This window comes from Halopseudomonas sp. L-58, from assembly GCF_056859475.1.
In genome coordinates this window covers 1-20231 of the sequence record NZ_JBSXON010000030.1, presented here as the reverse complement: position 1 = coordinate 20231, position 20231 = coordinate 1, and the positions used below count along the sequence as shown (strand labels likewise).

The following is a 20231-nucleotide window of genomic DNA, read 5'->3' as shown; positions in this document are numbered from 1 at the left end:
TAATCACCACCTTGAAGGAGTGATTAAATATGAAAAGCCTCAAAGTTATTGCAGCCCTTGCCGTTATGGTTGTTTCCTCTGCCGCTCTGGCAGAAGGCGGCGCTGATCGTGTTTATGGTCGGATGATTCAGGCCAATGAGCAGGCCATGCAAGAGTATGCTGCCGCTAACGGAAAGAATCCGCCTGAAGTTATTCATTACCGCTACGGCATGAAACTCGATATCGCCAGGGTCGTGGCCACTACCCCGACGGACTCTAGCTGCGGTGTGATGCCGGCCCAGATGACCTACGAGGACTCCAATGGCGATCTGAATATTCTTGAATACCGGGCAGCCGGGACAGGTTGCCTTAATCAAAACTAGATAAATGACATCGCGCTGACTGAAATGTAATTTCCAAGTCACCCTGACGTTATTTGGCATGTGGTAATATGGCCGAGGCGCGCTTGGCTATGCCCGGCGCGCTTGGCACATATATGCGACCACACAATGACAACTGCCAATAACATCAGGAGCATTTATGAATAACAGGACCCTGTTAGGACTTTCTCTGCTCGCTCTGAGCGTCAGTGCCGGGCAAGCTGCAATGGCCGCCGGCGAGAAAGGCGAGGGATTTATCGAAGGCAGCAGCCTGACCATCCTCAATCGAAACCTCTACTTCAACCGCGATTTCCGTAAAGGCCAGTCCAGCAGCTCGGGTAATGGCTATTCGGAAGAGTGGGCGCATGGTGTGATAGGCAGATTCGAGTCTGGCTTCACCGAGGGCACCATAGGCTTCGGTGTCGATGCCTTTGCCATGCTAGGCATCAAGCTTGACACTGGCGACGGCCGTTCAGGAGCCGGGGGCACTGTCGATGTGCTGCCTTACAACAGCCTTGGGCAGGCTGAGGACAACTACTCCAAACTGGGGGGCGCGGTGAAAACTCGGTTCATGGATACCGAGATCAAGGTAGGCGACGTCTTTCCCGTCAGCCCGGTCGTCCAATACGGTGATGCACGGCTTTTACCGGAGAGTTTTCGAGGTGTCACCGTGGTCAACAGCAGCGTGGAAGGACTGTCGCTTCAGGGCGGTCGCCTCCACTCGATGAGCCAACCCAATACCAGCAGCATGCGCGACGGCTTCGCTACCTTCTACGCGGGCGAAGTGGACTCGCCATGGATCGCCTATTTCGGTGGTGATTACACGCTTAATGACAACGTCGGCTTTAGTCTCTACACCAGCCGCCTCAAGGATGCCTGGAATCAATATTACGCGGGCACCACGCTGAGCTACCCGCTTGCGGACGATGTCGCCTTGATCGGCGGGCTGAACTACTACAAGGCGGTCGATGAAGGGAAGCAGCTCCTCGGGAGCTTCGATAACAACATCTGGAGCGGCAAGGTCGGCATCCAATTCGGCGCTCATACAGTGCTGGTGGGTCTCCAGCGCAACAATGGCGATGATGACTTCGACTACTTGCGCCAATCGGACTCCATCTACCTCGACAACTCCATCCAGTACAGCGACTTCAACTCGCCGAAGGAGAAGTCATGGCAAGTGCGCTATGACCTGGATATGGAGCCTTTCGGTGTGCCTGGATTGAGCTTCATGACTCGATATGCCCAGGGCTGGGATGCCGACTACAGCAACGCCAACGAAGTCTATATGCGCCGTGATGACAACGGCGATCCGTTGACCAACCAGAAGCGCTGGGAGCGGGACATCGAGGCCAAGTACGTTGTGCAGACTGGATCACTGAAGGATATGTCTTTCCGTGTTCGCCAAATGACCACTCGCGCGACCGATTACGAGTCGGATCTGGATGAAGTCCGCCTGATTGTCGAGTACCCGCTGGAAGTTCTCTAACCCTGGCAAGCGGGCGGGTTGATTGCCCGCTCGCGCCTTGGTCCTGCTGTCCCCTCGTAGTGCTCCTTTGGTTTGGAGACAGCCCTTGGCGCCCTCGGGCGCCTTTTTTACTTAGGTTAAAGGACGTATGAAAATGAGTCGGCCACTACACACAAGCGGCCGTGCTGGCAGGCAGTACTACTGGGCGGGATATTCTGCAACGACCTGATCAGAACCCGTCTTGGTCAAGCCAATGACCTGGTAGGCATGCTGTACGCCATCGACTTCCATGCCGGGGGAGCCCGCCGGCATCCCGGGAACAGCGATGCCCAGCAGATCATCGCGCTTGGTGAGTTCGATGACCTGAGCCGCCGGCACATGACCTTCGACGAACTTGCCGTCAATCACCGCGGTGTGGCAAGACGCTAACCGTGGCGCGACGCCCAGTCTTTGCGTCACTGCTGTCATGTTGCTTTCAACATGGTCGACGACTTTGAAGCCATTCGCTTCGAGGTGTGAAATCCACTTCTTGCAACATCCGCAATTGGCATCACGATGGACATCAATCGTCAGGGCATCAGCTGCTTGAACCGCAGACGTGACGGAGAGAGCGGCCAGTAAGGCCAGATATTTAGCTTTCATGTACGTGCTCTTTGCCATCGGCGTGGGTGTGGGTCTTGGGCGAGGCATTCGGAGTTTGCTCGGAATGATGGTCTCCGCCGCTTGGGGCGGCCTCATCCCCGGCATGGTGGTCATCGCCACTCATATCCGAATGGTGACCTGCCTTAGGTGCGGAGCCACCCTCGCTATCCGTAGCCGCGGCATCGTGATGACCAGGCTCTCCAGCATCACCTGATCCATGATGGTCATCGCCACCGCCACTATTGTCATGATGGCCAGGCTTGTTGTCGCCGTGCTGTCCTTCTTGGTTATGCATCTGCGTTTCCCCACCACCGTGCTGATGGCCGCCACTGGATGCGACGAGTGTTTGGTATTGCTTGGCATCCATCGTCGGCAGTTGGTTGAGGAAGGCAACCATGCCCCAGATGTACTCGTCTCCCATGCTCTTGCCCCACGCAGGCATACCCGTTGCCTTGATGCCATGCTTGATCACCCAGAACGCTGCTGACGGATTGCCATCGACACCGATCTTGGCGAGGTTGGGGGGCGCAGGATAAAGCGATTGGCTTAGCTCGGTCTCCGCCACACCTGGCGCCAAATGACAGCCGATACACATGGAGTTGTAGTTGCCCGCACCGGCGCGAATAAGAGCTTGATCATCCAGGTTGGGAACCTCGATGTCCCGCGAACGGACTTCGATAGAGCGGTCACGGGCCATCGTGAGAAACGCATACACTGCAGGAAAATGGGGATCATCGGCCCCCACGTTGACCACGCCAAAGTAGGCGCCGGCCAGGACAGCTGTGCTACCGACCACGCCGGCCGCCACCAAAGTTTTAATTGTTCTTTTCATGTCAGGTTCTCAAAACCACATCCGGATACCGGCGACAAAACGCGCCTCGTCTACATCACCGCCCTCGTCGCGCACCATGTCTGCCGTGTTGCCATAGGAGCGGCTCCAGGAAACCCCGATATAGGGGGCAAACTGCCTGACAATCTCGTAACGCAGACGCAAGCCGAGCTCGGTATTTGCCAACCCAGACCCCACACCTCGCTCAGGATCGTTCTTGCCGTAGAAGTTCATTTCGGCAGTTGGCTGGAGAATCAGCCGGTTGGTCAGCAGAATGTCGTACTCGCCCTCCAGTCGGGCAGCAGTTTGGCCATTCTCGCCGACGAAGGCCGTGGCTCCGGCCTCAAAGGCGTAAAGCGCCATGCCCTGGATACCGAAGGCGGCCCAAGTCTGCGGCGACTCCGGTTTGAAGTCCTGGCGAACGCCCGCGACGACATCCCACCAAGGGCCGATCGAGCGGCCGTACAGCAGCTGTAATTCAGCATCCTCGGTCACGCCGTTGGTACGCTCGCCTTCGGAGCGGAACCAGACCCGGTTGATATCACCGCCTACCCAGCCCGACGCATCCCAGGCCAGGGTGCTGCCCTCATCTGCGTCCTGGTATTCGAGCTGATCGAGCAGGAAAAAACTGTTGATGGCGCTGTCGTGAACCTTGTGGCCAGGCAGTGGCGGGAAAGCCGCTTGGCGATCAGCATCCGTCAGAACGGGAATCGGCGTACGGCTGGTGGTTCTCGGGGCTTCAGCGGAGCCATGGTTCATCTTTGAATGATCCATGCCCTCCATCTGTCCTTGCATGGCGCCATGCCCCATCTTGCTGTGATCCATAGCCTGGGCCTTCTCTTGGCTCTGGCCGTGGCCCATCTGGCTATGATCCATGCTGCCCGAAGCACCCTGCATGGCACCATGGTCCATCTTGCTGTGATCCATGCCCTCCATCGGCGCTTTGGCGGAACCGTGGCCCATCTGGCTGTGGTCCATCGACATGGAGCCGTGCCCCATTGCCGAATGATCCATTTCTTCCGCAGCCTGGGTAACGCCGCCGCTGAGTGCACTCAGCGACACGGCCAGCGCTATGAGGGACGGGCGTGAAAACCTAGTGGTCATGGTTCGAACCTGCTTCGGCTTCGGTGCCGCCATGCTTATCCATCATCTTCTCGTGCCCCATATCGTCATGGTTCATACCCTCATGATCCATGGCGCCATGATCCATCTGCTGGCCAGCGGCCTTGCCTTTCGATTGATCTGCAGGCTTGTCACTGGCGTCGGGCGCAGCCGACTCGGCAGCATGTTGTTCGTGCTCGCTGTGCCCCTCACCTGCCAATGACGTCGGCGCGTGCAGAACAGCCAAAAGACTGAACATCGCTGCGCTGCCAAACAGGGCATTACGCTTCATAAAAGTACTCATCAGAAATCTCCTTTACTCATCCACACGGACTTCACGGAACATGCCCATTTCCATGTGGAGCAACAGGTGGCAGTGATAGGCCCAACGACCCAACGCATCGGCAGTCACCCGATAGCTGCGCTTGGAACCTGGCGGCATGTCGATGGTGTGTTTACGCACCAGGAAATTGCCGTTCGCATCCTCCAGATCACTCCACATGCCATGAAGATGGATCGGGTGAGTCATCATGGTGTCGTTGACCAGCGTGATGCGAACACGCTCGCCGTACTTGAGGCGTAGAGGCTCGGCGTCAGAGAACTTGATTCCATCGAAGGACCAGGAGAATTTCTCCATATGCCCGGTGAGGTGCAGCTCGATGGTGCGACTTGGCTCACGCCCGTCCGGATCAGGGAAGGTGCTGCGCAGGTCAGAGTACGTCAGCACGCGCCGGCCGTTATCACGCAGGCCGATACCTGGGTCGTCCAACTTATGCGTTGGTGTCATGGTTTGCATATCGACCAGCGGGTTGTTGGTCTCTGAGGCCGGGTGTGCCTGCATGTTGCCAGCCATGCCAGCCATGCCCGAATGATCCATTCCAGCCATCTGGCTGTGATCCATACCAGCCATGCCACCCTGCATGCTGCCATGATCCATTCCCGCCATATTGCCCTGATCCATCCCGGCCATGTTCCCGTGATCCATACCGCCCATGCTGCCGTGATCCATACCCATGTCGCCCATGGCAATCAGCGGACGCGGGTCGGGGCTGGGTACTGGTGCACTCAACCCCTCCTGTACAGCAAGGGTGCCGCGCGCATAGCCAGTGCGATCCATGGATTGGGCAAACACGGTATAGGCCTGTTCGCTGTCTGGTTCGACGATCACGTCGTAGGTCTCGGCCACGGCGATACGGAACTCGTCGACGCTGACCGGTTTGACGTGCAGACCATCGGCCGCAACCACAGTCATCTTCAGGCCCGGGATGCGCACATCGAAATAGGTCATCGCCGAGGCGTTGATGAAGCGCAGGCGGATCTTTTCGCCCGGTTTGAATATGCCGGTCCAGTTGCCATCAGGTGCCTGGCCATTCATCAGGTAGGTGTAGGTGTAGCCACTGACGTCAGCGAGATCCGTCGGGCTCATCTTCATCTCGGCCCACATCTTGCGATCGGCTACCGCAGCGGACCACCCCATCTCGCTCACGTCATTGATGAAATCACCAACGGTGCGCTTGTGGTAGTTGTAGTAGTCCGACTGCTTTTTGAGCTTGGCCAGTACCCGCGCTGGATTTTCATCGGTCCAGTCGCTCAGCAGCACGACATAATCACGGTCGTAACTGAAGGGCTCGGGTTCCTTGGCGTCGATGACCAGCGCGCCGTATACGCCGACTTGCTCCTGGAGCCCCGAGTGGCTGTGATACCAGTAGGTGCCGTTCTGGTTGACCTTGAACTTGTACTCATACATGCCGTCGGGGGCGATGCCATGGAAGCTCAGGCCCGGAACGCCATCCATGTTCGCCGGCAGGATAATGCCGTGCCAGTGAATGGACGTGTCCTCCTTGAGGCGGTTGCGTACGCGCAACGTCACGGTCTCGCCCTCCCGCCAGCGCAGGATTGGGCCTGGCAGCGAGCCATTGATCGTCATGGCGGTACGCGCTGCGCCGGTGATGTTTACCGGAGTCTCTCCGATAAACAGGTCGAAATCGTTACCGCTCAGCACGTTCGGCTGACCTGGGCTGGTTACCGCCCAGACCGGCGTGCGCCACATGCCCATGCCGCCGAGAATACCGGCGGCGGCGAGGCCTTTGACGAAAGTACGTCTTGTGGTTTTGCTTTGCATGCCGTTATGTCCAATCCGTCAGATGAGCCGGTGATATGCATCCGGTCTCGGGTTCATTGACTGCTCCAGTGTCGGGAGATTTGATCTTCAAGCCTTGCGTGCTGCGCAAGTTCCCCCTGACACCAAGCAGTATGAATCTGCCATATCTCAACCATCCGGGTGATTACATTTCTGTAAGGTTGAGGGGGCTCAGCAGCTGGCGTGTTCCGCCTGTTTGGCTTGGCTGCCGGCGACAGGAGCTTCATCGTTCTGCTGCTTGGCCAACTGATAGGCTTCCAGCGAGACCTGGCGGGCTTGTTCCATGCGTGCAAACGTGCGATCAGCACCGCCTTCGGCCATCGCCAGGCTGGAAACACTCAGGGCAGCAACTACAAACAGGGTTTTGATCGATTTCATTTCGTTAATCCTCAGAAGTTTAGAAGCCCCTGTAACTAGTGGGGACGAGCGTTAAGCTCGCTGCTACGTTAACCACGACGCCCTGTCAGCAACCTGATCCGAACATTACAGTTCTGTCAGTTTGCTATTTCTTTCTTGTAGGCCCTCCTGAAGGCTCGGTACTGTCTTCCTGCCCGCGCAGCCTTGCGGATTCCATGGGCCTGATCGGTAGCAATGCCTGAGCTAACTCGTTCATTCGCACCGACGGATCGCGACCATCAAACAATCAAGAGAGATAGCCACTATGTCGAACAAATCCAACGTAGCTACCGGTGCCGCCTTGGCTCTGGTGGCCGCCAGCCTGTTCTCCACCCTGCCCGTCCAGGCTGCTCAGGAAACCAAAGCAGCAGAAGTGAAGTGCTTCGGGATCAATGGTTGCAAAGGGCAGAACGACTGCATGACCGCGAAAAACGACTGCAAAGGCCAAGGCGAATGCAAAGGCCAAGGGTTCAAGTTGATGACCCAGACCAAATGTGACGAAGCCGGTGGCAAAACCAGCGAATAAGGCGGTTCAGGGGAGTGCATGCCACTCCCCTGCTGGAGTCTCGAATGAGTAAGCGCAAAACTCTGGGTTTCGGTCTTGGCCTTCGTAACGAGTATTACCGGCAGATCCTGGAGGAACGGCCTGCGGTCGACTGGTTCGAGATCATTTCCGAGAATTACCTGGTGGAGGGCGGCAAGGCTCTCTACTTCCTTGATGCGATCGGCGAGCACTACCCCCTGGTGATGCACGGAGTATCTCTTTCGATTGGCGGCTCACATGCCTTGGACATAGACTACCTACGACAGCTCAAGCAGCTGGCGGATCGGGTGCAGCCTCAGTGGGTGTCTGATCACCTGTGCTGGAGTCGAGGCAACGCCCATCAACTTCACGATCTGCTACCGCTGCCGTTTACCCAGGAGAGCCTGCTGCATGTCGCGGCCCGGGTGCGCTTGGTGCAGGATGTTTTGGAACGTCCCATCGTGCTGGAGAACGTTTCCTCCTACGTGCAGTGGACAACATCCAGCATGAGCGAGTCTCAGTTCCTCTCGGAGCTCAGTTACCTGACCGGGTGCGAGCTGCTTCTCGACGTGAACAACGTCTACGTCAGTTCGCGCAACCAGGGTTTCGACCCTTGGCAGTTCATCATGGAATTGCCGCACGAGCGGATTCGGCAAATTCACCTGGCCGGGCACAGCGATTACGGGCAGTACCTCATCGACACCCATGACCAGCCCATCGCTGATCCGGTTTGGTCTCTCTACAGCAAGACTTTGAGCTACTTGGGCCCGACATCGACCTTGATCGAGCGGGATGACCAGTTTCCGCCGCTGGAAGAGCTGTTGTCCGAATTAGCACATGCCCGTGCTATCGCCAAATCTGTGATATCGGGGGCCACCCCTTGAGCCTGATCGCCCTACAGACTGCATTTGAAACTTACCTGACAGGTGACAGTGCCCTGCCCTCCAACGAGCTTTTGGAGCAGATCCGAGGTAGCACAGCGCTGAGTGCTCTCGAAGGCCTGCAGATCTACCACAACGCTTACCGTTCGCGCCTGCTTGCGGTCTTGCGAGAAGACTTCCCTGCCCTGCTTCACTGGATAGGCAACGAATCATTCGAGCAGCTCGCACTGGCCTACTTGGCCGCCTGGCCACCACGACATTTCAGCATTCGCTGGCTGGGCGAGAAGCTGCCCGAGTTCATTAGCAGCTACGTCGAAGAACCCCAACTATCGCCGATGCGCGAACTCGCGGAACTGGAATGGGCCTTTACACTGGCCTTCGACGCTCAGGATGTCGAAGCGCTTTCGCTGGAGACCATGAGTGATTTTTCGGCTGAAGACTGGATTTCACTCAGGGTTTCCCTGACTGCATCTGCCCGGTGGTTGCAGCTGCAGTACAACACGCTGGAGTTGTGGAAAGCCGCCAAGTCCGGCAGCTTGCTGCCTGATATTACCCGCCTGCCAACGAACCTAGCCTGTCTTGTGTGGCGTCATGAACTCGTCTGCCAGTACCGGAGCCTGGAGCCAGCGGAGGCTTCGGCATTGCAGTTTCTCATCGAGGGCGGATCGTTCGCTGAACTCTGCGAGTCGTTGAGCGCCACGCATGGCGAGCAAGCTCCCTTGCAAGCCGCGACCTGGTTGAAGTTGTGGGTCAACGACGGTTTGCTAAAGCGCGGCCAGCTATTACACGAATGACCCGGAACCTTTAGGCTAGCGCTCTCTCTTTGGCCACTCCGAGCGCTTCTATGACTCACCCCATCATTCATTTCAAACAGCAAGCCTTGCTTGACCCGGAGACCTATCAGGCAATGCTGGCCGACGGCGTTGGTCACTGGGAGCGGCTTGCAGGAGAAGTCGTCGGCATAGAAGACGAAAAAAGCCACGAGTTCGCTGCATTGAAAAGCCTGTTCAAGCGCAAGCGGTACTCCTATGACACGCTGGAAATGCGCGAGCCAGGCGATCACTCAAACTGGCTTCGCGGCCGAGATGGTTCAGAAGGTATGACCAACGAGGTCACCAGTATCCCAGGGCTAAAAGAGCTCTCAGAACTGGAGATTTAGTGGGATAGCAGGTCAGCGCTCAAGCGCTGACCTGGGCCGAATAGCCAAGCTCCTGGATGAGTTCGCGGATCGATTCGGCACTTTCTGTGCTCTCAACGGTGACCTTGCCGGCCGCTCGATCCACTTCTACTCGTGCATCCTGATCCAGAGCTTGAATGGCCTTCGTGATTTTGCTCACGCAACTGCCACAGCCCATCCCCGCAACACTCAGACTAAACATGTCTTTCACCTCATTTCGTCCGCGGCTCAAGTTACCGCACGGACAGCATCGACCTTGACACGATGGCAAGGTCAAGCCCGTAAGCGCTACAAAAGGATCAGCCGTTTACCACGGGCGTAAGGATGGGGGTTGGTGAACACACCACGACATGCCTTGCGCCCCTCGTCAGTGCGACGTATAGATTCTGGGGGGTCATAAGCTCAGGATGCAGGACAACCGAGACATCCGCCTCCAGCCCCTTGAGAAGTAATGTGCTGCCTACAGAGCGTCTTGCGATCGGTCGGGCAAGGTGTCTATTGCGCTCTCGCGCTTGAATGGCTGCACTCAGAAAGTCGGCAGCACCTCCCACCACCGCTTGCATTGCAGACCGGCAGCAGTACAGAACCTCCGGTCGGTATACACGTGCCCCGTGCTGCTCAGCGAGCGTATCGATCACACGGAGCGCTTGCCCCAATGTTGGCGCTGCTACGAAATCGATCGCCGCAGCCTCGGCCGCGGTCGGAGGCGTTCGGGCCCTTCCTGCACGCAGCGACTCCACGCGCGTTCGCAGGTTTGCTGCACCTACCCCCGTCATTACGCTGGAAGCAAACTCCACAAGTTGTGCCAGAGCATTGGCACCCTGCAAGTCAAAGTTCCTGGCGAAGTTGACGAGATCTCTCAGGTCGACGGCTTCTACGGCCATGGCACCGGGTGTCTGGCTCGTGAGCTGATGGCGACCTTGCACGTTGATGGAGTCCCCGATGATGAGGACGCTACCCTGAGCGTTGGGAGCTTCGGTTCTCGCGGCCACCAGTCGCTGCTGAACTTCGGTTCCGGCGTTTAGCTGCACCCAACGCACTTCTGCTGGAGCCGTGCGCAGATCCACCGGCTGACCAGCTTGAAGTTGTTGCCTTATGGCGAGCAGCCACTGCCCGAGGTTCTCAGCTCCAGCCAGCCGCCAGCGCCACGGTATCCTCAACTCTCCCGCTGCGGGAAACAGGGGTTGCACCTCATTCGCCCAATGCACCAGTCGATTGCCACGGAAGCTGAATATGGCTTGCATCGGGTCACCGAGCACGCAGGTCGGAAGCACCTGGGCCAAACCAGACACGATGGCGTGCTGGACGACGTTGCAGTCTTGGTACTCGTCGACAAGCAACCGTGCATAGGTGGCGCGAAGGGGCTGAGCGAGGTGACCGGCCTGCAACAACTGCATGGCGGCCTCCCGAATTGCCGGGTAGTCAGTATTGGGTTGATGCAGCTGTAGGATCTGCGGGTTATGGCCGCTTCGCGCTGGGAACTTAGCGATCAGGCGCATCGAGAATCCGTCAATGGTGGAGACTCGATATGCGGAGTTAGGAACACCGGCTCGTCTCAGGCGCGCCCGTAAGGCCGCAACGCCGGCGTTCGTATGTGTCAAGACGAGGATGGGTTTGCTCTGCGTATGCGCGATGAGCGTCTCGGCAATCAATTGCGTTTTCCCACAACCTGCGGGGGCCGTTATGGAGCCACGCTCGATAGCGAAAAGATCAATCTCAGGGGGCACTTGTAAACGTCCAGAGCTGATTCGTGACTGCCATGAAGCCCGGTTCGGCGTTCTGTAAAGACGGACCGACGATGTCCCTTGCAACCTCCTGATAGGTTGTCAGCGACTTGAACCAGCCGCTGTTGCGGAAACGGGATGCGGTTCCCAGCAGCTCTCGTCTCTCAGGTGAGTACCCATCCACGAGTCGCTCGGCTCGGATATCGTTCAGCGTCACGCGGCCTTGGGACTTCGTCTGAATGTGTGCGTTCATCAGCTCTGCACCCACTATTGTTTCGGCTTTCGCCAGAAGTGCATCGAGTGCTTGCTCACTGAGATGGCGGAAGATCTCGTCCTCCAACGTGAGGCCTGGTCGCCATGTAAGAATTTGCCCGCCGGCGGCCAAGAATGCTTCAGCGAGCCCCGCGGTCGAAGGCTTGTCGGCATCTACAAAAACCATCACGCGGTAACCCAAGTTCAGAAGTGCTGTTCCCCGGATAAGACTGTTATCGGGGCTTCCCCCGCCGGCGTCCACATACGCGCCGCCATGGGCCAGGAATGAGGTAGCGCCAAAACTGACCCACCATTGGTCAAGGCCACGCGCGAAGCCAACCTCGCTGGCCCCCTCGCAAACGATGATGGATTTGGCGAGGAATGCTTCGGGGTCCTTCCGAAGGGTACTTTGTACCTCGTTGGCTTCCCCAGCTGGCATAACACTGTGGCGCTGAGGTGCTGACCGAACAACGAATAACTGGCTGCCGGACAGCTCGCGCAGCGCGACCGGCGAGTGCGTCGTCATGAACACTTGCAACGGAGCGGCAGCGTCCTTTGCACCCAGCGAGTCCAGGAATCGCATGAGCCGATGAGGTTCAAGCCCGTATTCCACCTCATCAACCAGGGCAATTGGCGCGGCGCTGGCCGCAGCCCTTTGAAGCCCTGCCACTAGCAAGCGTGACGAGCCCGTGCCAAGGGAGCGCAGCGGAATACCTGTTTCACTGTGCAGCGCGATCGCCCCCTCGCCAATCGACACAGAATGTGCGTCAAGGAGCGCCTGAGGCATAGCCCCGACCGAAACGCCAAGATGCTGTGCTGTGCGTTGCACGACCTCAAGCGTCTGGGTCAGATGTTCGGCTGCTTGATTGCCAAAGTTCGCTCTTGCTTGCCTAGCGGCGCGCGCCAGTTCAGCACCAAGCTCGGCGCGCTCATCGGTAAGTCGATTGAGCACTGAGCCACGACTCCACGACAGGTTCGAGCTCGCAAAGCTGCCGATACGGGCGGGCGCTAGTGCCGCTCGTTCTTTCCAGGGAAGAGTGCGTTCAAGTTGCTGCTGCTCCGCGCGCTCGGAGAAAAGTGTCCAAACAGGCTCCAAATCGGCACCAACTTGCAGACGCAAGGTGATGACGGTCTCCAGCCCCGCTCGCGGTTCGTCTTCGACTTCCCCCGTACCGGGATGGAATCCACGCAAGAACTCGCCGTAGACATCGATATCCATCAGCGATAACGGCAGATCGCCAAGCGCCACGCTGATGGTGATGGGTACATCGACGTTTAATGCGAAGAAGTCCATGTCGCCGAACGTGCCGCCTCGGCGGGCGCCGACGCAAAGGTCAATCGCGTCCAGGATGCTGGACTTCCCACTGTCACCCGGACCAATGAGGCAGTTAATTCCGGGGGCCGGCACCCAGTCGAGCGCCTGGATAGACCGGAAGTTGCTAATTTGCAGTCGGCGAATGCGGGCCACGGAGAATCCTCATGGGGTAACGACTGTCAGTCTCCTACTCGCAGCGGGAACGATCCATAGAACGTCCCCTCGTCATCAGGTGATGCGACTGATAGGTCAAGTTGCAAGCTACCGTACGGTATTTTCCGGTCAGATGCGCATTTAAAAAATCGCCCTGCAGGTAGGCACATCGTCTTGTCTAGCTGACTAGCCAACGTCCGTTGCTTTCAACCTAAGCGCATTGAAAACCACCGAGGCTGAACTGACGCTCATTGCCAGAGCAGCGATCAAGGGCGACAGAAGATGTCCTGTCAGCGGATACAGCAGCCCGGCCGCTAGCGGGATTCCCATCGCGTTGTAGAGGAATGCAAAGGCAAGGTTCTGCCTCATGTTCTTCACCGTGGCCACCGACAAGGTGCGCGCCCGCAGGATGCCCATCAGGTCTCCCTTGACCAGGGTCACTTGGGCGCTGTTCATCGCCACGTCGGTGCCCGTGCCCATAGCGATGCCTACGTCGGCCCTGGCCAAGGCCGGCGCATCGTTGATGCCGTCGCCCGCCATGGCAACACGCCGGCCATAGCTCTGCAGTTCGGCGACTAATTTCTCCTTGTCCTGCGGTTTCACCTCGCCATGCACCTCCTCGATGCCTAACTGCTTCGCCACGGCTCTTGCTGTGGTGAGGCCATCGCCAGTGGCCATGATGACCTTCACGTCAGCGTTCTGGAGTTGAGCAACAGCCTGTTGGGAGGTCGGTTTGATTGGATCGGAAACGGCCAGGAGACCCGCCAGGCGACCATCGACGGCCAGATAGATGATGCTGATGCCCTCCAGGCGCAGTTGCTCTGCACGGTTACGCAGCGGAGTAATATCGACGCCCGCCTCCTCCATCAACGCTGTGTTCCCAAGCTGCAGTTGATGGCCATCGACCTGTCCGCGTACACCAATACCTGAGCCAGATTCGAAGGTCTCCGGTTTCACCAGGGCAAGACCCTGTTTACGCGCATGATCGACAATGGCATGCGCCAGCGGATGCTCGCTGCCCTGGTCGAGGCTTGCGGCCAAGCGCAGAACCTCGACCGAGTCGAACGGCCCGGTTCCCTCTGCACTATGAAAGGCCGGCCGCCCCTGCGTCAGTGTCCCGGTCTTGTCGACGATCAAGGTGTCGATTTTGCAGAGGTTCTCGATAGCGCTGGCATCGCGGAACAACACACCGCTGCTGGCGGCCTTGCCGGTCGCGACCATGACCGACATCGGCGTTGCCAAGCCCAGGGCGCATGGGCAGGCAATGATCAGTACGGCCACAGCGTTGATCAGGCCAAATACCCAACCTGATTCCGGCCCGAACACCCCCCAGCCAAAAAATGTCAGGATCGCGATCAGGATCACCCCCACCACGAAATACCCTGCCACGGCATCGGCCATACGCTGCATGGGCGCCTTGGAACGCTGGGCCTTAGCCACCATCTGGACGATCTGCGACAACATGGTTTCGGCGCCCACCTTCTGCGCTTCCATCACCAGGCTGCCGTGGGTGTTCAGGGTGGCACCGATGAGGGTATCCCCTGCCCGCTTGGTGACGGGCACCGGCTCGCCGGTGAGCATCGACTCGTCGACAGCGCTCTCGCCCTCCAGCACGGTGCCATCCACCGGGACTTTTTCGCCCGGCCGGACACGCAAGTGGTCACCCTGATGGACGTGGGTCAGCGGAATATCTTCTTCCTGGCCGTCAGGCCTGATGCGCCGGGCAGTCTTGGGGGCCAATCCCAGCAGTGACTTAATGGCGGCAGAGGTCTGCGAGCGGGCTTTGAGTTCGAGCATCTGGCCCAACAGCGTGAGCGAGATGATCACCGCGGCGGCCTCGAAGTAGACGCCGATGCGTCCATCCTGAACGAAGGCCGCCGGGAACCACTGCGGCACCAGGGTGGCTGCCACGCTGTAGAGGTAGGCGGCTGCAGTTCCTAATCCGATCAGGGTCCACATATTAGGGCTGCGTTGCCGGATGGAGTCTATTCCGCGAGTGAAAAATACCCAGCCACCCCAAAGCGTCACGGGCGTTGCCAGAACCAGCTCAACCCAGTTCTGGGATGTTCCATGGAACAGCTGCAAGGAATGACCAGCCATCGCCAGCACAGTCACGATGACGGTCAATGGCAGGGTCCACCAGAACCGCAGCGAGAAGTCCTTCAGCTCTGGATTTTCCTCCTCTTCCAGCTCCGGGATGACAGGTTCCAGCGTCATCCCGCAGATCGGGCAGTTTCCGGGAGCCGGTTGACGGATTTCTGGATGCATCGGGCAGGTGTATTCAGCACCTACAGGTGTCGATGTGGGTGCTGGAGTCGCGTGCTTGTGATGCTCCCCATGAGACTGATGGCTCATGTACTGATGAGGATCTGTTTGGAATTTCTCTAGGCACTTCGCACTGCAGAAATGATAGGCCTTCCCTTCAAAGCTCTCGCGATAAGGGCCATCAGGTTTGACCTCCATGCCACACACCGGGTCGCGCTGGCTCTCGGAGTGGGCGTGCGAGTTATGTGAATGATCCTGGTCATGATGGCAGGAGGTCTTTTGCATGCGATCTATGTCCTTTCTTCGTCCTTGGAAACAGCGGTGCTGCTGGAGTGGGAGTGCCCGCCGTGATTGTGGCCAAACAGATGCATCAGCGGGCATAGCAGCAGGATGAGGTACGGCAGGGCCTGCGAAAGATGACCGTAATGCTCACGCGCTACATAGAAGATGCCGATTACGGCCAGCATGATCAGCGCAATGCCAATCTTGCTCTTCCAAAAAGGCGGCTCAGTGGTACAGGTGTGATGGGTATGGTCCACGACAATAGCCTCGTTTCAATGGCGGCCGGATCAGTATAGGTGTCTCAGACTGGACGGAGTTGACGAGTATCAATAAACGTCAGCGTACGGTCACCTTACCGACCATTCCCGACTGATAATGTCCTGGAATATTGCAGGCGAACTCCAGTTCGGTGGCGGCGGAGAAGGTCCAGATCAACTCTTCGCGTGCTCCAGGTTCGACAAGAACACTGTTGGGGTCATCGTGTTCCATACCGACCATCTTCATGCCGCCCATGGCATGGCCCATATTGCTCATGTCATGTGCACCTGTAGGGGACAGCGTGCCGTTCTGAAACATCGCGGCCATCTCTTTCTGGTGCGCGGCATGGGATGCCGCTTTGCCAAGATTGAATTCGTGTAGCAGTGCACCGTCATTTTTCAGGACGAAGCGAACTGTCTCGCCTGCTTTGATCTCCATTGCTTTGGGTTCGAAGAAGATGTCCCCCATCCGGACTTCGATGGTGCGATCTACTGCCTGACCGTCTCCCGGTTGCCCAATACTGTCTTTCTTGTGGCCCGGGCTGGCCAGCGCATTGGCAGCACTGAGCAGCAAGCCAAGGGTGGTGATTATGAAAGCGGGTCTGAGTTTCATGGTGTGCCTCTGAGGTGTTGAGGAGGGATGAGTCCCGATGCTAATGAGGTGCAGCTGGCGGTACGCTGACGTGAAAACTACATCGCAGTAAGGTTCGTCAGATCGGTGCTACCCAGCTCGCGGCCAACGGGTAGCACCGATGCCGGACTAACGCAGAGCAAACTCACCGACCATCCCCGCCTGGTAATGCCCAGGCAATGTACAGGCGAAGCTCAAACTGCCCGCCTTAGGGAAGGTCCACACGAACTCTTTGGTTGTGCCGGGCTCGACGAGAACCGCGTTCGGGTCGTCATGCTTGGCTTTGATGACTTCCGGATAGCCTGGAGGGTTGGAGTCTCCCGTGCCATAACGCTCATGCCAGACAATGCGCTCGGCCATGCCGGTCGGGGTCAGTGTGCCGTCCTTGAACAAGGACGCCATCTTGCGCTGGTGCTCCAGCTGGGACGCTGCCTGCCCGATGTTGAACTCGTGCATCAACGCGCCCTCGTTCTTCAGAACGAAGCGCACGGTTTCACCTGGCTTCACATCGATCGTTTTCTGGCTGTAGTTGATGTCGTCCATCTTTACCAAGATGGTACGAGTCGCTGGCGTCGCCTGGGCCTGCTGCCCAATGCCATTGCTACTGCCGCCGACCTCGGCAAATGCCGGAAAGGTGGTGCTGATGAACAGAGTGCTGATCAGCAGTTTAAGGGGTAAGCGTTTCATGGTGAGACCTCGAGATGGGTGCTGGAAATCTCATGCTATTCCCCGCTTGCTGCCAGGCCGCTGACCCCAAAACTACAATTGCGTCAGCTGGGAAAAAGCACGGCGCCATAAAGGCGCCGCTAGGCCAAAGGAGCAATCACGGAAGGCCTGGAAGATGGGGGAAATCTTTACTGATGGCATTCCTTGTCGGCCATCATCAGCTTGTGCTCTCGAATCATTTGACCCAGCACGTCGTCTACCAGCTTGTCATGCTTTTCCATCCAGGCCAGATGCTCTTCGGCAGACATGTTTGGCGCGGGATGTTCGTTGTGCAGCTGGCTCATGATGTCTTCGAGCATGTTCATATGCTCCTTCATGTGCACATGCCGCTCGCCGACCGGGGCCTTCTCCGCCTGGATCAGCACGGCTTCTGCTTTGTCGCGCATCTGCTGGATGCGCTAGAATACACGGTCGCTGCCCCCTTCGGCCCAAGCCATGGAAGACAGCAGTAGCGAACCAACCAGAAGCAAAGGTTTCAGCGATTTCATGGGCAGTCTCCATCAGTGCAAACTATGGCCGGCACCTCTGCTTTTGGTCTGTCGAGGGCCGAGAGCACAACCTAGTACTCATGCTTGCACCCTAGACAAGCCACCCTGTCAGTGAGCTGAAGTCAGAATTACATTTTCGTAAGCTTCTGGTTGGGGCCGCGGTTTGCCTGCAAACTCAGGCCACCCGACTTTTGGAGTATGCACACATGAAACTACTGGTAGCTGAAGACGAACCCAAAACCGGTACGTACCTCCAGCAAGGTCTCACCGAGGCTGGGTTCAATGTCGACCGGGTTATGACCGGTACAGATGCCCTTCAGCATGCACTTAGCGAAGCCTATGACCTGCTAATTCTGGATGTAATGATGCCTGGGCTGGACGGTTGGGAAGTGCTGCGCATGTTGCGCGCAGCAGGAAAAGACGTCCCCGTAATGTTCTTGACGGCACGCGATGGTGTGGAAGACCGCGTTAAAGGGTTGGAGCTGGGTGCGGACGACTACCTGATCAAGCCATTTGCTTTCTCAGAGCTTCTGGCCAGGGTCAGAACGCTGTTGCGCAGAGGTAATGGTTCGCCGACGCAGACCACCATGAAAATTGCCGATCTGGAAGTCGATCTGATGAAGCGACGTGCTGTCCGGGGCGGGAAAAGAATTGACCTGACGGCGAAGGAATTTTCACTACTGGAGTTACTGCTGCGCCGACGCGGTGAAGTGCTCCCGAAGTCGCTGATTGCCTCTCAGGTTTGGGACATGAACTTCGACAGCGACACCAATGTCATTGAGGTCGCGGTACGCCGGCTACGCGCAAAAATCGATGACGATTTCGATCTCAAGCTGATTCATACCGCCCGCGGCATGGGGTACATGATGGATGCTCCGGAGTGAATATGAAGCACCTTTCGCTGACCGCACGCATGAGCTTGATGTTCATGTCCGCGGTAATTGCAGTCCTGACGGTAGCAGGGCTGAGTTTCAATATGCTCAGTCAGCACCATTTCAAGATGCAGGATCGGCAGGCCCTGGTGGAGAAACTCGAATCTACCAAACATCTCCTCAACAATGCCCGCGGTGAAGCGAGCCTTTCGGAAGAATTACCGCAGTTGCGGGCCTTGCTGGGAGCACATCAGGACCTGGCGGCCACCATCCTGGCTAGCGACGACACAGTGTTATTTTCCGACCCCAGAGCAGTCGAGGTGCCTGAGCGCTTCAGGCGCGCAAATGAGCAGAACATGTGGGAGTGGCAGAACGGCCAGCACATGTACCGCGGTATGACGGCCCAAATCTCGGTAGCCGATCAACCTGAGCCTCTCACAGCCCTGCTGATTCTCGACGTAACCAATCACACACACTTCTTCGACACGCTGCAGCGATGGTTCTGGATTGGACTGATCATCAGTGCCTTGGTCAGTGCCGCGCTCGGCTGGGTGGTAGCTCGCAGTGGCCTCAAGCCTCTGCGGCAAGTCACTCGCGTGGCCTCCGGGATGTCCGCCCGATCATTGCAGGAGCGAATTCCTCTCGAACCAGTACCGCAAGAACTTCAGCAGTTAGTTCTGTCCTTCAACGCGATGCTGGCTCGACTTGAAGAGGCCTTCATTAGACTCTCCAACTTCTCGGCGGACATCGCACACGAACTACGAACGCCCGTCAGCAACCTCATGACCCATACTGAGGTGGTCTTGAGCCATAAGCGCGACATCACCGCATACGAGGAGAACCTCTACTCCAACTTGGAAGAATTGAAGCGCATGTCTCGAATGATTGATGACATGCTGTTCTTGGCCAAGGCTGATAATGGCTTAATCATCCCAGAGCAGGCCAGGATCGAACTGGCTGACGTAGTCTACAAGCTGTTTGACTACTACCACCTCCTAGCCGAAGAGCGTGGCATTGAGCTATCGCTCACAGGCAAAGGCCAAGTGCTGGGAGATCGGCTGATGCTTGATCGCGCGCTATCCAACTTGCTGTCCAATGCGCTGCGCTACACGCCGGCGGGACAGACAATTTCGGTTCTGATCCGCGGGACAGAGGACTCCACTACCTTCAGTATCGAGAACCCAGGGGACACAATCAGCTCAGAGCATTTAGAGAAGCTCTTCGACCGATTTTACCGGGTCGACCCCGCTCGGCGGGAGGGAAGCCCGAGCAACGCCGGGCTCGGACTAGCCATCACCCGGTCCATCATTGAGGCTCACAAAGGCCGCATCTGGTGCACCTCAGCCGCTGGCCTCACGGGCTTTCACATCGAATTGCCCCATTCCAGATGATGCCGGTCTGGCGGTAAGTAGGCTACAGCTAACCGCTAGCCCAACTTAAAAGGGTGGGTGCAACTCGACTGAGCGCAGATTGCACTCGCCATCCAGATAGGCAACGAGCGGTGAGATGACACCAGAGCACCCCATTCGCTCTCGGGTAGTAGTTTATGAAGTTTGGAAACGGCATCCCCCACGCTTGCTTCGCCAACCCAATCCAATGCTCGAATGGCGTCTTGAACCGCCCCGGGTTTCGCGGAGGCTGTTTTGTTTGAGTCAGGCAGCAACCGATATGGTTGCCTGACTCTGTTCATATAGTGCCTCAAACTCGGCCGGTGGCCTATTTCCAATTGGCTCCAGCAGGCGCTGATGGTTGA

General features: G+C 57.6%; 21 protein-coding genes and 1 pseudogene. 8 read left to right on the top strand and 14 right to left on the bottom strand.

Annotated features, from left to right (window positions below):
- The first annotated feature begins 29 nt into the window (after positions 1 to 29).
- Together AC13EY_RS02200 and AC13EY_RS02195 are read left to right on the top strand one after the other, a co-directional pair.
- Entirely contained in the window at positions 30 to 362 is a 333-nt protein-coding gene (locus tag AC13EY_RS02200) for a DUF2790 domain-containing protein (protein ID WP_074918664.1), read from the top strand.
- Between the two features lie 157 nt (positions 363 to 519).
- Positions 520 to 1845, top strand: a complete 1326-nt coding sequence (locus AC13EY_RS02195) for an OprD family porin (protein ID WP_228247585.1) — start codon at positions 520 to 522, stop codon at positions 1843 to 1845.
- Between the two features lie 177 nt (positions 1846 to 2022).
- Here the strand turns inward: AC13EY_RS02195 and AC13EY_RS02190 are convergent, their stop codons facing one another.
- The 6 genes from AC13EY_RS02190 to AC13EY_RS02165 all read right to left on the bottom strand — a co-directional run bounded on the left by AC13EY_RS02190 (position 2023) and on the right by AC13EY_RS02165 (position 6914).
- Positions 2023 to 2466, bottom strand: coding sequence for a DUF411 domain-containing protein (locus AC13EY_RS02190; RefSeq protein WP_228247584.1), 444 nt, complete (start codon positions 2464 to 2466; stop codon positions 2023 to 2025).
- Positions 2456 to 3298 carry a c-type cytochrome gene (locus AC13EY_RS02185; protein WP_228247583.1) on the bottom strand — a complete coding sequence of 281 codons (843 nt, stop codon included), beginning with the start codon at positions 3296 to 3298 and terminating at the stop codon, positions 2456 to 2458. Before AC13EY_RS02185 ends, AC13EY_RS02190 begins: the two co-directional genes overlap by 11 nt.
- A gap of 9 nt (positions 3299 to 3307) precedes the next feature.
- A complete protein-coding gene (locus tag AC13EY_RS02180; protein ID WP_482875877.1) occupies positions 3308 to 4399 on the bottom strand; it encodes a copper resistance protein B in 1092 nt (363 codons plus the stop codon).
- Positions 4389 to 4700 (bottom strand): hypothetical protein, encoded by a 312-nt coding sequence (locus tag AC13EY_RS02175; protein ID WP_074860372.1) that lies wholly within the window; start codon positions 4698 to 4700, stop codon positions 4389 to 4391. The genes AC13EY_RS02180 and AC13EY_RS02175 overlap by 11 nt, the downstream gene beginning before the upstream one ends.
- Before the next feature lie 12 nt (positions 4701 to 4712).
- The gene (locus tag AC13EY_RS02170; protein ID WP_228247581.1) at positions 4713 to 6518 is read right to left on the bottom strand and encodes a copper resistance system multicopper oxidase; all 1806 of its coding nucleotides are present in this window, start codon (positions 6516 to 6518) and stop codon (positions 4713 to 4715) included.
- A gap of 189 nt (positions 6519 to 6707) precedes the next feature.
- A complete protein-coding gene (locus tag AC13EY_RS02165; protein ID WP_004374659.1) occupies positions 6708 to 6914 on the bottom strand; it encodes a co-regulatory protein PtrA N-terminal domain-containing protein in 207 nt (68 codons plus the stop codon).
- 283 nt (positions 6915 to 7197) lie between these two features.
- Here AC13EY_RS02165 and bufA2 point away from each other — a divergent pair, with 283 nt between their 5' ends.
- Genes bufA2 through AC13EY_RS02145 form a run of 4 tightly spaced genes read left to right on the top strand, consistent with a single transcriptional unit; the run spans position 7198 to position 9495 of the window.
- Entirely contained in the window at positions 7198 to 7458 is a 261-nt protein-coding gene (gene bufA2, locus AC13EY_RS02160) for a BufA2 family periplasmic bufferin-type metallophore (protein ID WP_003460126.1), read from the top strand.
- A 44-nt stretch (positions 7459 to 7502) separates the two neighbouring features.
- Positions 7503 to 8339 carry an MNIO family bufferin maturase gene (gene bufB, locus AC13EY_RS02155; RefSeq protein WP_004374664.1) on the top strand — a complete coding sequence of 279 codons (837 nt, stop codon included), beginning with the start codon at positions 7503 to 7505 and terminating at the stop codon, positions 8337 to 8339.
- A complete protein-coding gene (locus AC13EY_RS02150; protein WP_003460128.1) occupies positions 8336 to 9130 on the top strand; it encodes an HvfC/BufC N-terminal domain-containing protein in 795 nt (264 codons plus the stop codon). Before bufB ends, AC13EY_RS02150 begins: the two co-directional genes overlap by 4 nt.
- Before the next feature lie 50 nt (positions 9131 to 9180).
- Positions 9181 to 9495, top strand: coding sequence for a hypothetical protein (locus AC13EY_RS02145; RefSeq protein ID WP_228247580.1), 315 nt, complete (start codon positions 9181 to 9183; stop codon positions 9493 to 9495).
- Positions 9496 to 9514: 19 nt separating this feature from the next.
- On the opposite strand, the gene AC13EY_RS02140 is transcribed toward AC13EY_RS02145, so the two are convergent.
- From AC13EY_RS02140 to AC13EY_RS02105, 8 genes and pseudogenes are all read right to left on the bottom strand, one after another.
- Entirely contained in the window at positions 9515 to 9715 is a 201-nt protein-coding gene (locus tag AC13EY_RS02140) for a heavy-metal-associated domain-containing protein (RefSeq protein ID WP_003246756.1), read from the bottom strand.
- A gap of 97 nt (positions 9716 to 9812) precedes the next feature.
- Positions 9813 to 11240: a UvrD-helicase domain-containing protein gene (locus tag AC13EY_RS02135; protein WP_033725463.1), complete on the bottom strand. Its 1428-nt coding sequence runs from the start codon at positions 11238 to 11240 to the stop codon at positions 9813 to 9815.
- Positions 11230 to 12957, bottom strand: coding sequence for an ATP-dependent nuclease (locus AC13EY_RS02130; RefSeq protein WP_335599903.1), 1728 nt, complete (start codon positions 12955 to 12957; stop codon positions 11230 to 11232). The genes AC13EY_RS02135 and AC13EY_RS02130 overlap by 11 nt, the downstream gene beginning before the upstream one ends.
- A 186-nt stretch (positions 12958 to 13143) precedes the next feature.
- Positions 13144 to 15507: a heavy metal translocating P-type ATPase gene (locus AC13EY_RS02125; RefSeq protein ID WP_474121883.1), complete on the bottom strand. Its 2364-nt coding sequence runs from the start codon at positions 15505 to 15507 to the stop codon at positions 13144 to 13146.
- A 5-nt stretch (positions 15508 to 15512) separates the two neighbouring features.
- Positions 15513 to 15761, bottom strand: a complete 249-nt coding sequence (locus AC13EY_RS02120) for a DUF2933 domain-containing protein (RefSeq protein WP_482875871.1) — start codon at positions 15759 to 15761, stop codon at positions 15513 to 15515.
- A 79-nt stretch (positions 15762 to 15840) separates the two neighbouring features.
- Complete coding sequence (locus AC13EY_RS02115) at positions 15841 to 16374, bottom strand: cupredoxin domain-containing protein (RefSeq protein WP_003246762.1); 534 nt, start codon at positions 16372 to 16374, stop codon at positions 15841 to 15843.
- 147 nt (positions 16375 to 16521) lie between these two features.
- The gene (locus tag AC13EY_RS02110; RefSeq protein WP_043242880.1) at positions 16522 to 17079 is read right to left on the bottom strand and encodes a cupredoxin domain-containing protein; all 558 of its coding nucleotides are present in this window, start codon (positions 17077 to 17079) and stop codon (positions 16522 to 16524) included.
- A gap of 167 nt (positions 17080 to 17246) precedes the next feature.
- Positions 17247 to 17606, bottom strand: a pseudogene (locus AC13EY_RS02105) (co-regulatory protein PtrA N-terminal domain-containing protein).
- A gap of 206 nt (positions 17607 to 17812) precedes the next feature.
- Between AC13EY_RS02105 and AC13EY_RS02100 the strand changes: the two are divergent.
- Together AC13EY_RS02100 and AC13EY_RS02095 are read left to right on the top strand one after the other, a co-directional pair.
- The gene (locus AC13EY_RS02100) at positions 17813 to 18490 is read left to right on the top strand and encodes a heavy metal response regulator transcription factor (RefSeq protein ID WP_096006441.1); all 678 of its coding nucleotides are present in this window, start codon (positions 17813 to 17815) and stop codon (positions 18488 to 18490) included.
- A 2-nt stretch (positions 18491 to 18492) separates the two neighbouring features.
- Positions 18493 to 19869: a heavy metal sensor histidine kinase gene (locus AC13EY_RS02095; RefSeq protein ID WP_474121884.1), complete on the top strand. Its 1377-nt coding sequence runs from the start codon at positions 18493 to 18495 to the stop codon at positions 19867 to 19869.
- The last annotated feature ends 362 nt before the right edge of the window (positions 19870 to 20231 follow it).

Bases quoted from the DNA above. Each gene is read 5' to 3' on its own strand.
- AC13EY_RS02200 (WP_074918664.1), top strand. From the start codon at position 30: ATGAAAAGCCTCAAAGTTATTGCAGCCCTTGCCGTTATGGTTGTTTCC.
- AC13EY_RS02195 (WP_228247585.1), top strand. From the start codon at position 520: ATGAATAACAGGACCCTGTTAGGACTTTCTCTGCTCGCTCTGAGCGTC.
- AC13EY_RS02190 (WP_228247584.1), bottom strand. From the start codon at position 2,466: ATGAAAGCTAAATATCTGGCCTTACTGGCCGCTCTCTCCGTCACGTCT.
- AC13EY_RS02185 (WP_228247583.1), bottom strand. From the start codon at position 3,298: ATGAAAAGAACAATTAAAACTTTGGTGGCGGCCGGCGTGGTCGGTAGC.
- AC13EY_RS02180 (WP_482875877.1), bottom strand. From the start codon at position 4,399: ATGACCACTAGGTTTTCACGCCCGTCCCTCATAGCGCTGGCCGTGTCG.
- AC13EY_RS02175 (WP_074860372.1), bottom strand. From the start codon at position 4,700: ATGAGTACTTTTATGAAGCGTAATGCCCTGTTTGGCAGCGCAGCGATG.
- AC13EY_RS02170 (WP_228247581.1), bottom strand. From the start codon at position 6,518: ATGCAAAGCAAAACCACAAGACGTACTTTCGTCAAAGGCCTCGCCGCC.
- AC13EY_RS02165 (WP_004374659.1), bottom strand. From the start codon at position 6,914: ATGAAATCGATCAAAACCCTGTTTGTAGTTGCTGCCCTGAGTGTTTCC.
- bufA2 (WP_003460126.1), top strand. From the start codon at position 7,198: ATGTCGAACAAATCCAACGTAGCTACCGGTGCCGCCTTGGCTCTGGTG.
- bufB (WP_004374664.1), top strand. From the start codon at position 7,503: ATGAGTAAGCGCAAAACTCTGGGTTTCGGTCTTGGCCTTCGTAACGAG.
- AC13EY_RS02145 (WP_228247580.1), top strand. From the start codon at position 9,181: ATGACTCACCCCATCATTCATTTCAAACAGCAAGCCTTGCTTGACCCG.
- AC13EY_RS02140 (WP_003246756.1), bottom strand. From the start codon at position 9,715: ATGTTTAGTCTGAGTGTTGCGGGGATGGGCTGTGGCAGTTGCGTGAGC.
- AC13EY_RS02125 (WP_474121883.1), bottom strand. From the start codon at position 15,507: ATGCAAAAGACCTCCTGCCATCATGACCAGGATCATTCACATAACTCG.
- AC13EY_RS02115 (WP_003246762.1), bottom strand. From the start codon at position 16,374: ATGAAACTCAGACCCGCTTTCATAATCACCACCCTTGGCTTGCTGCTC.
- AC13EY_RS02110 (WP_043242880.1), bottom strand. From the start codon at position 17,079: ATGAAACGCTTACCCCTTAAACTGCTGATCAGCACTCTGTTCATCAGC.
- AC13EY_RS02100 (WP_096006441.1), top strand. From the start codon at position 17,813: ATGAAACTACTGGTAGCTGAAGACGAACCCAAAACCGGTACGTACCTC.
- AC13EY_RS02095 (WP_474121884.1), top strand. From the start codon at position 18,493: ATGAAGCACCTTTCGCTGACCGCACGCATGAGCTTGATGTTCATGTCC.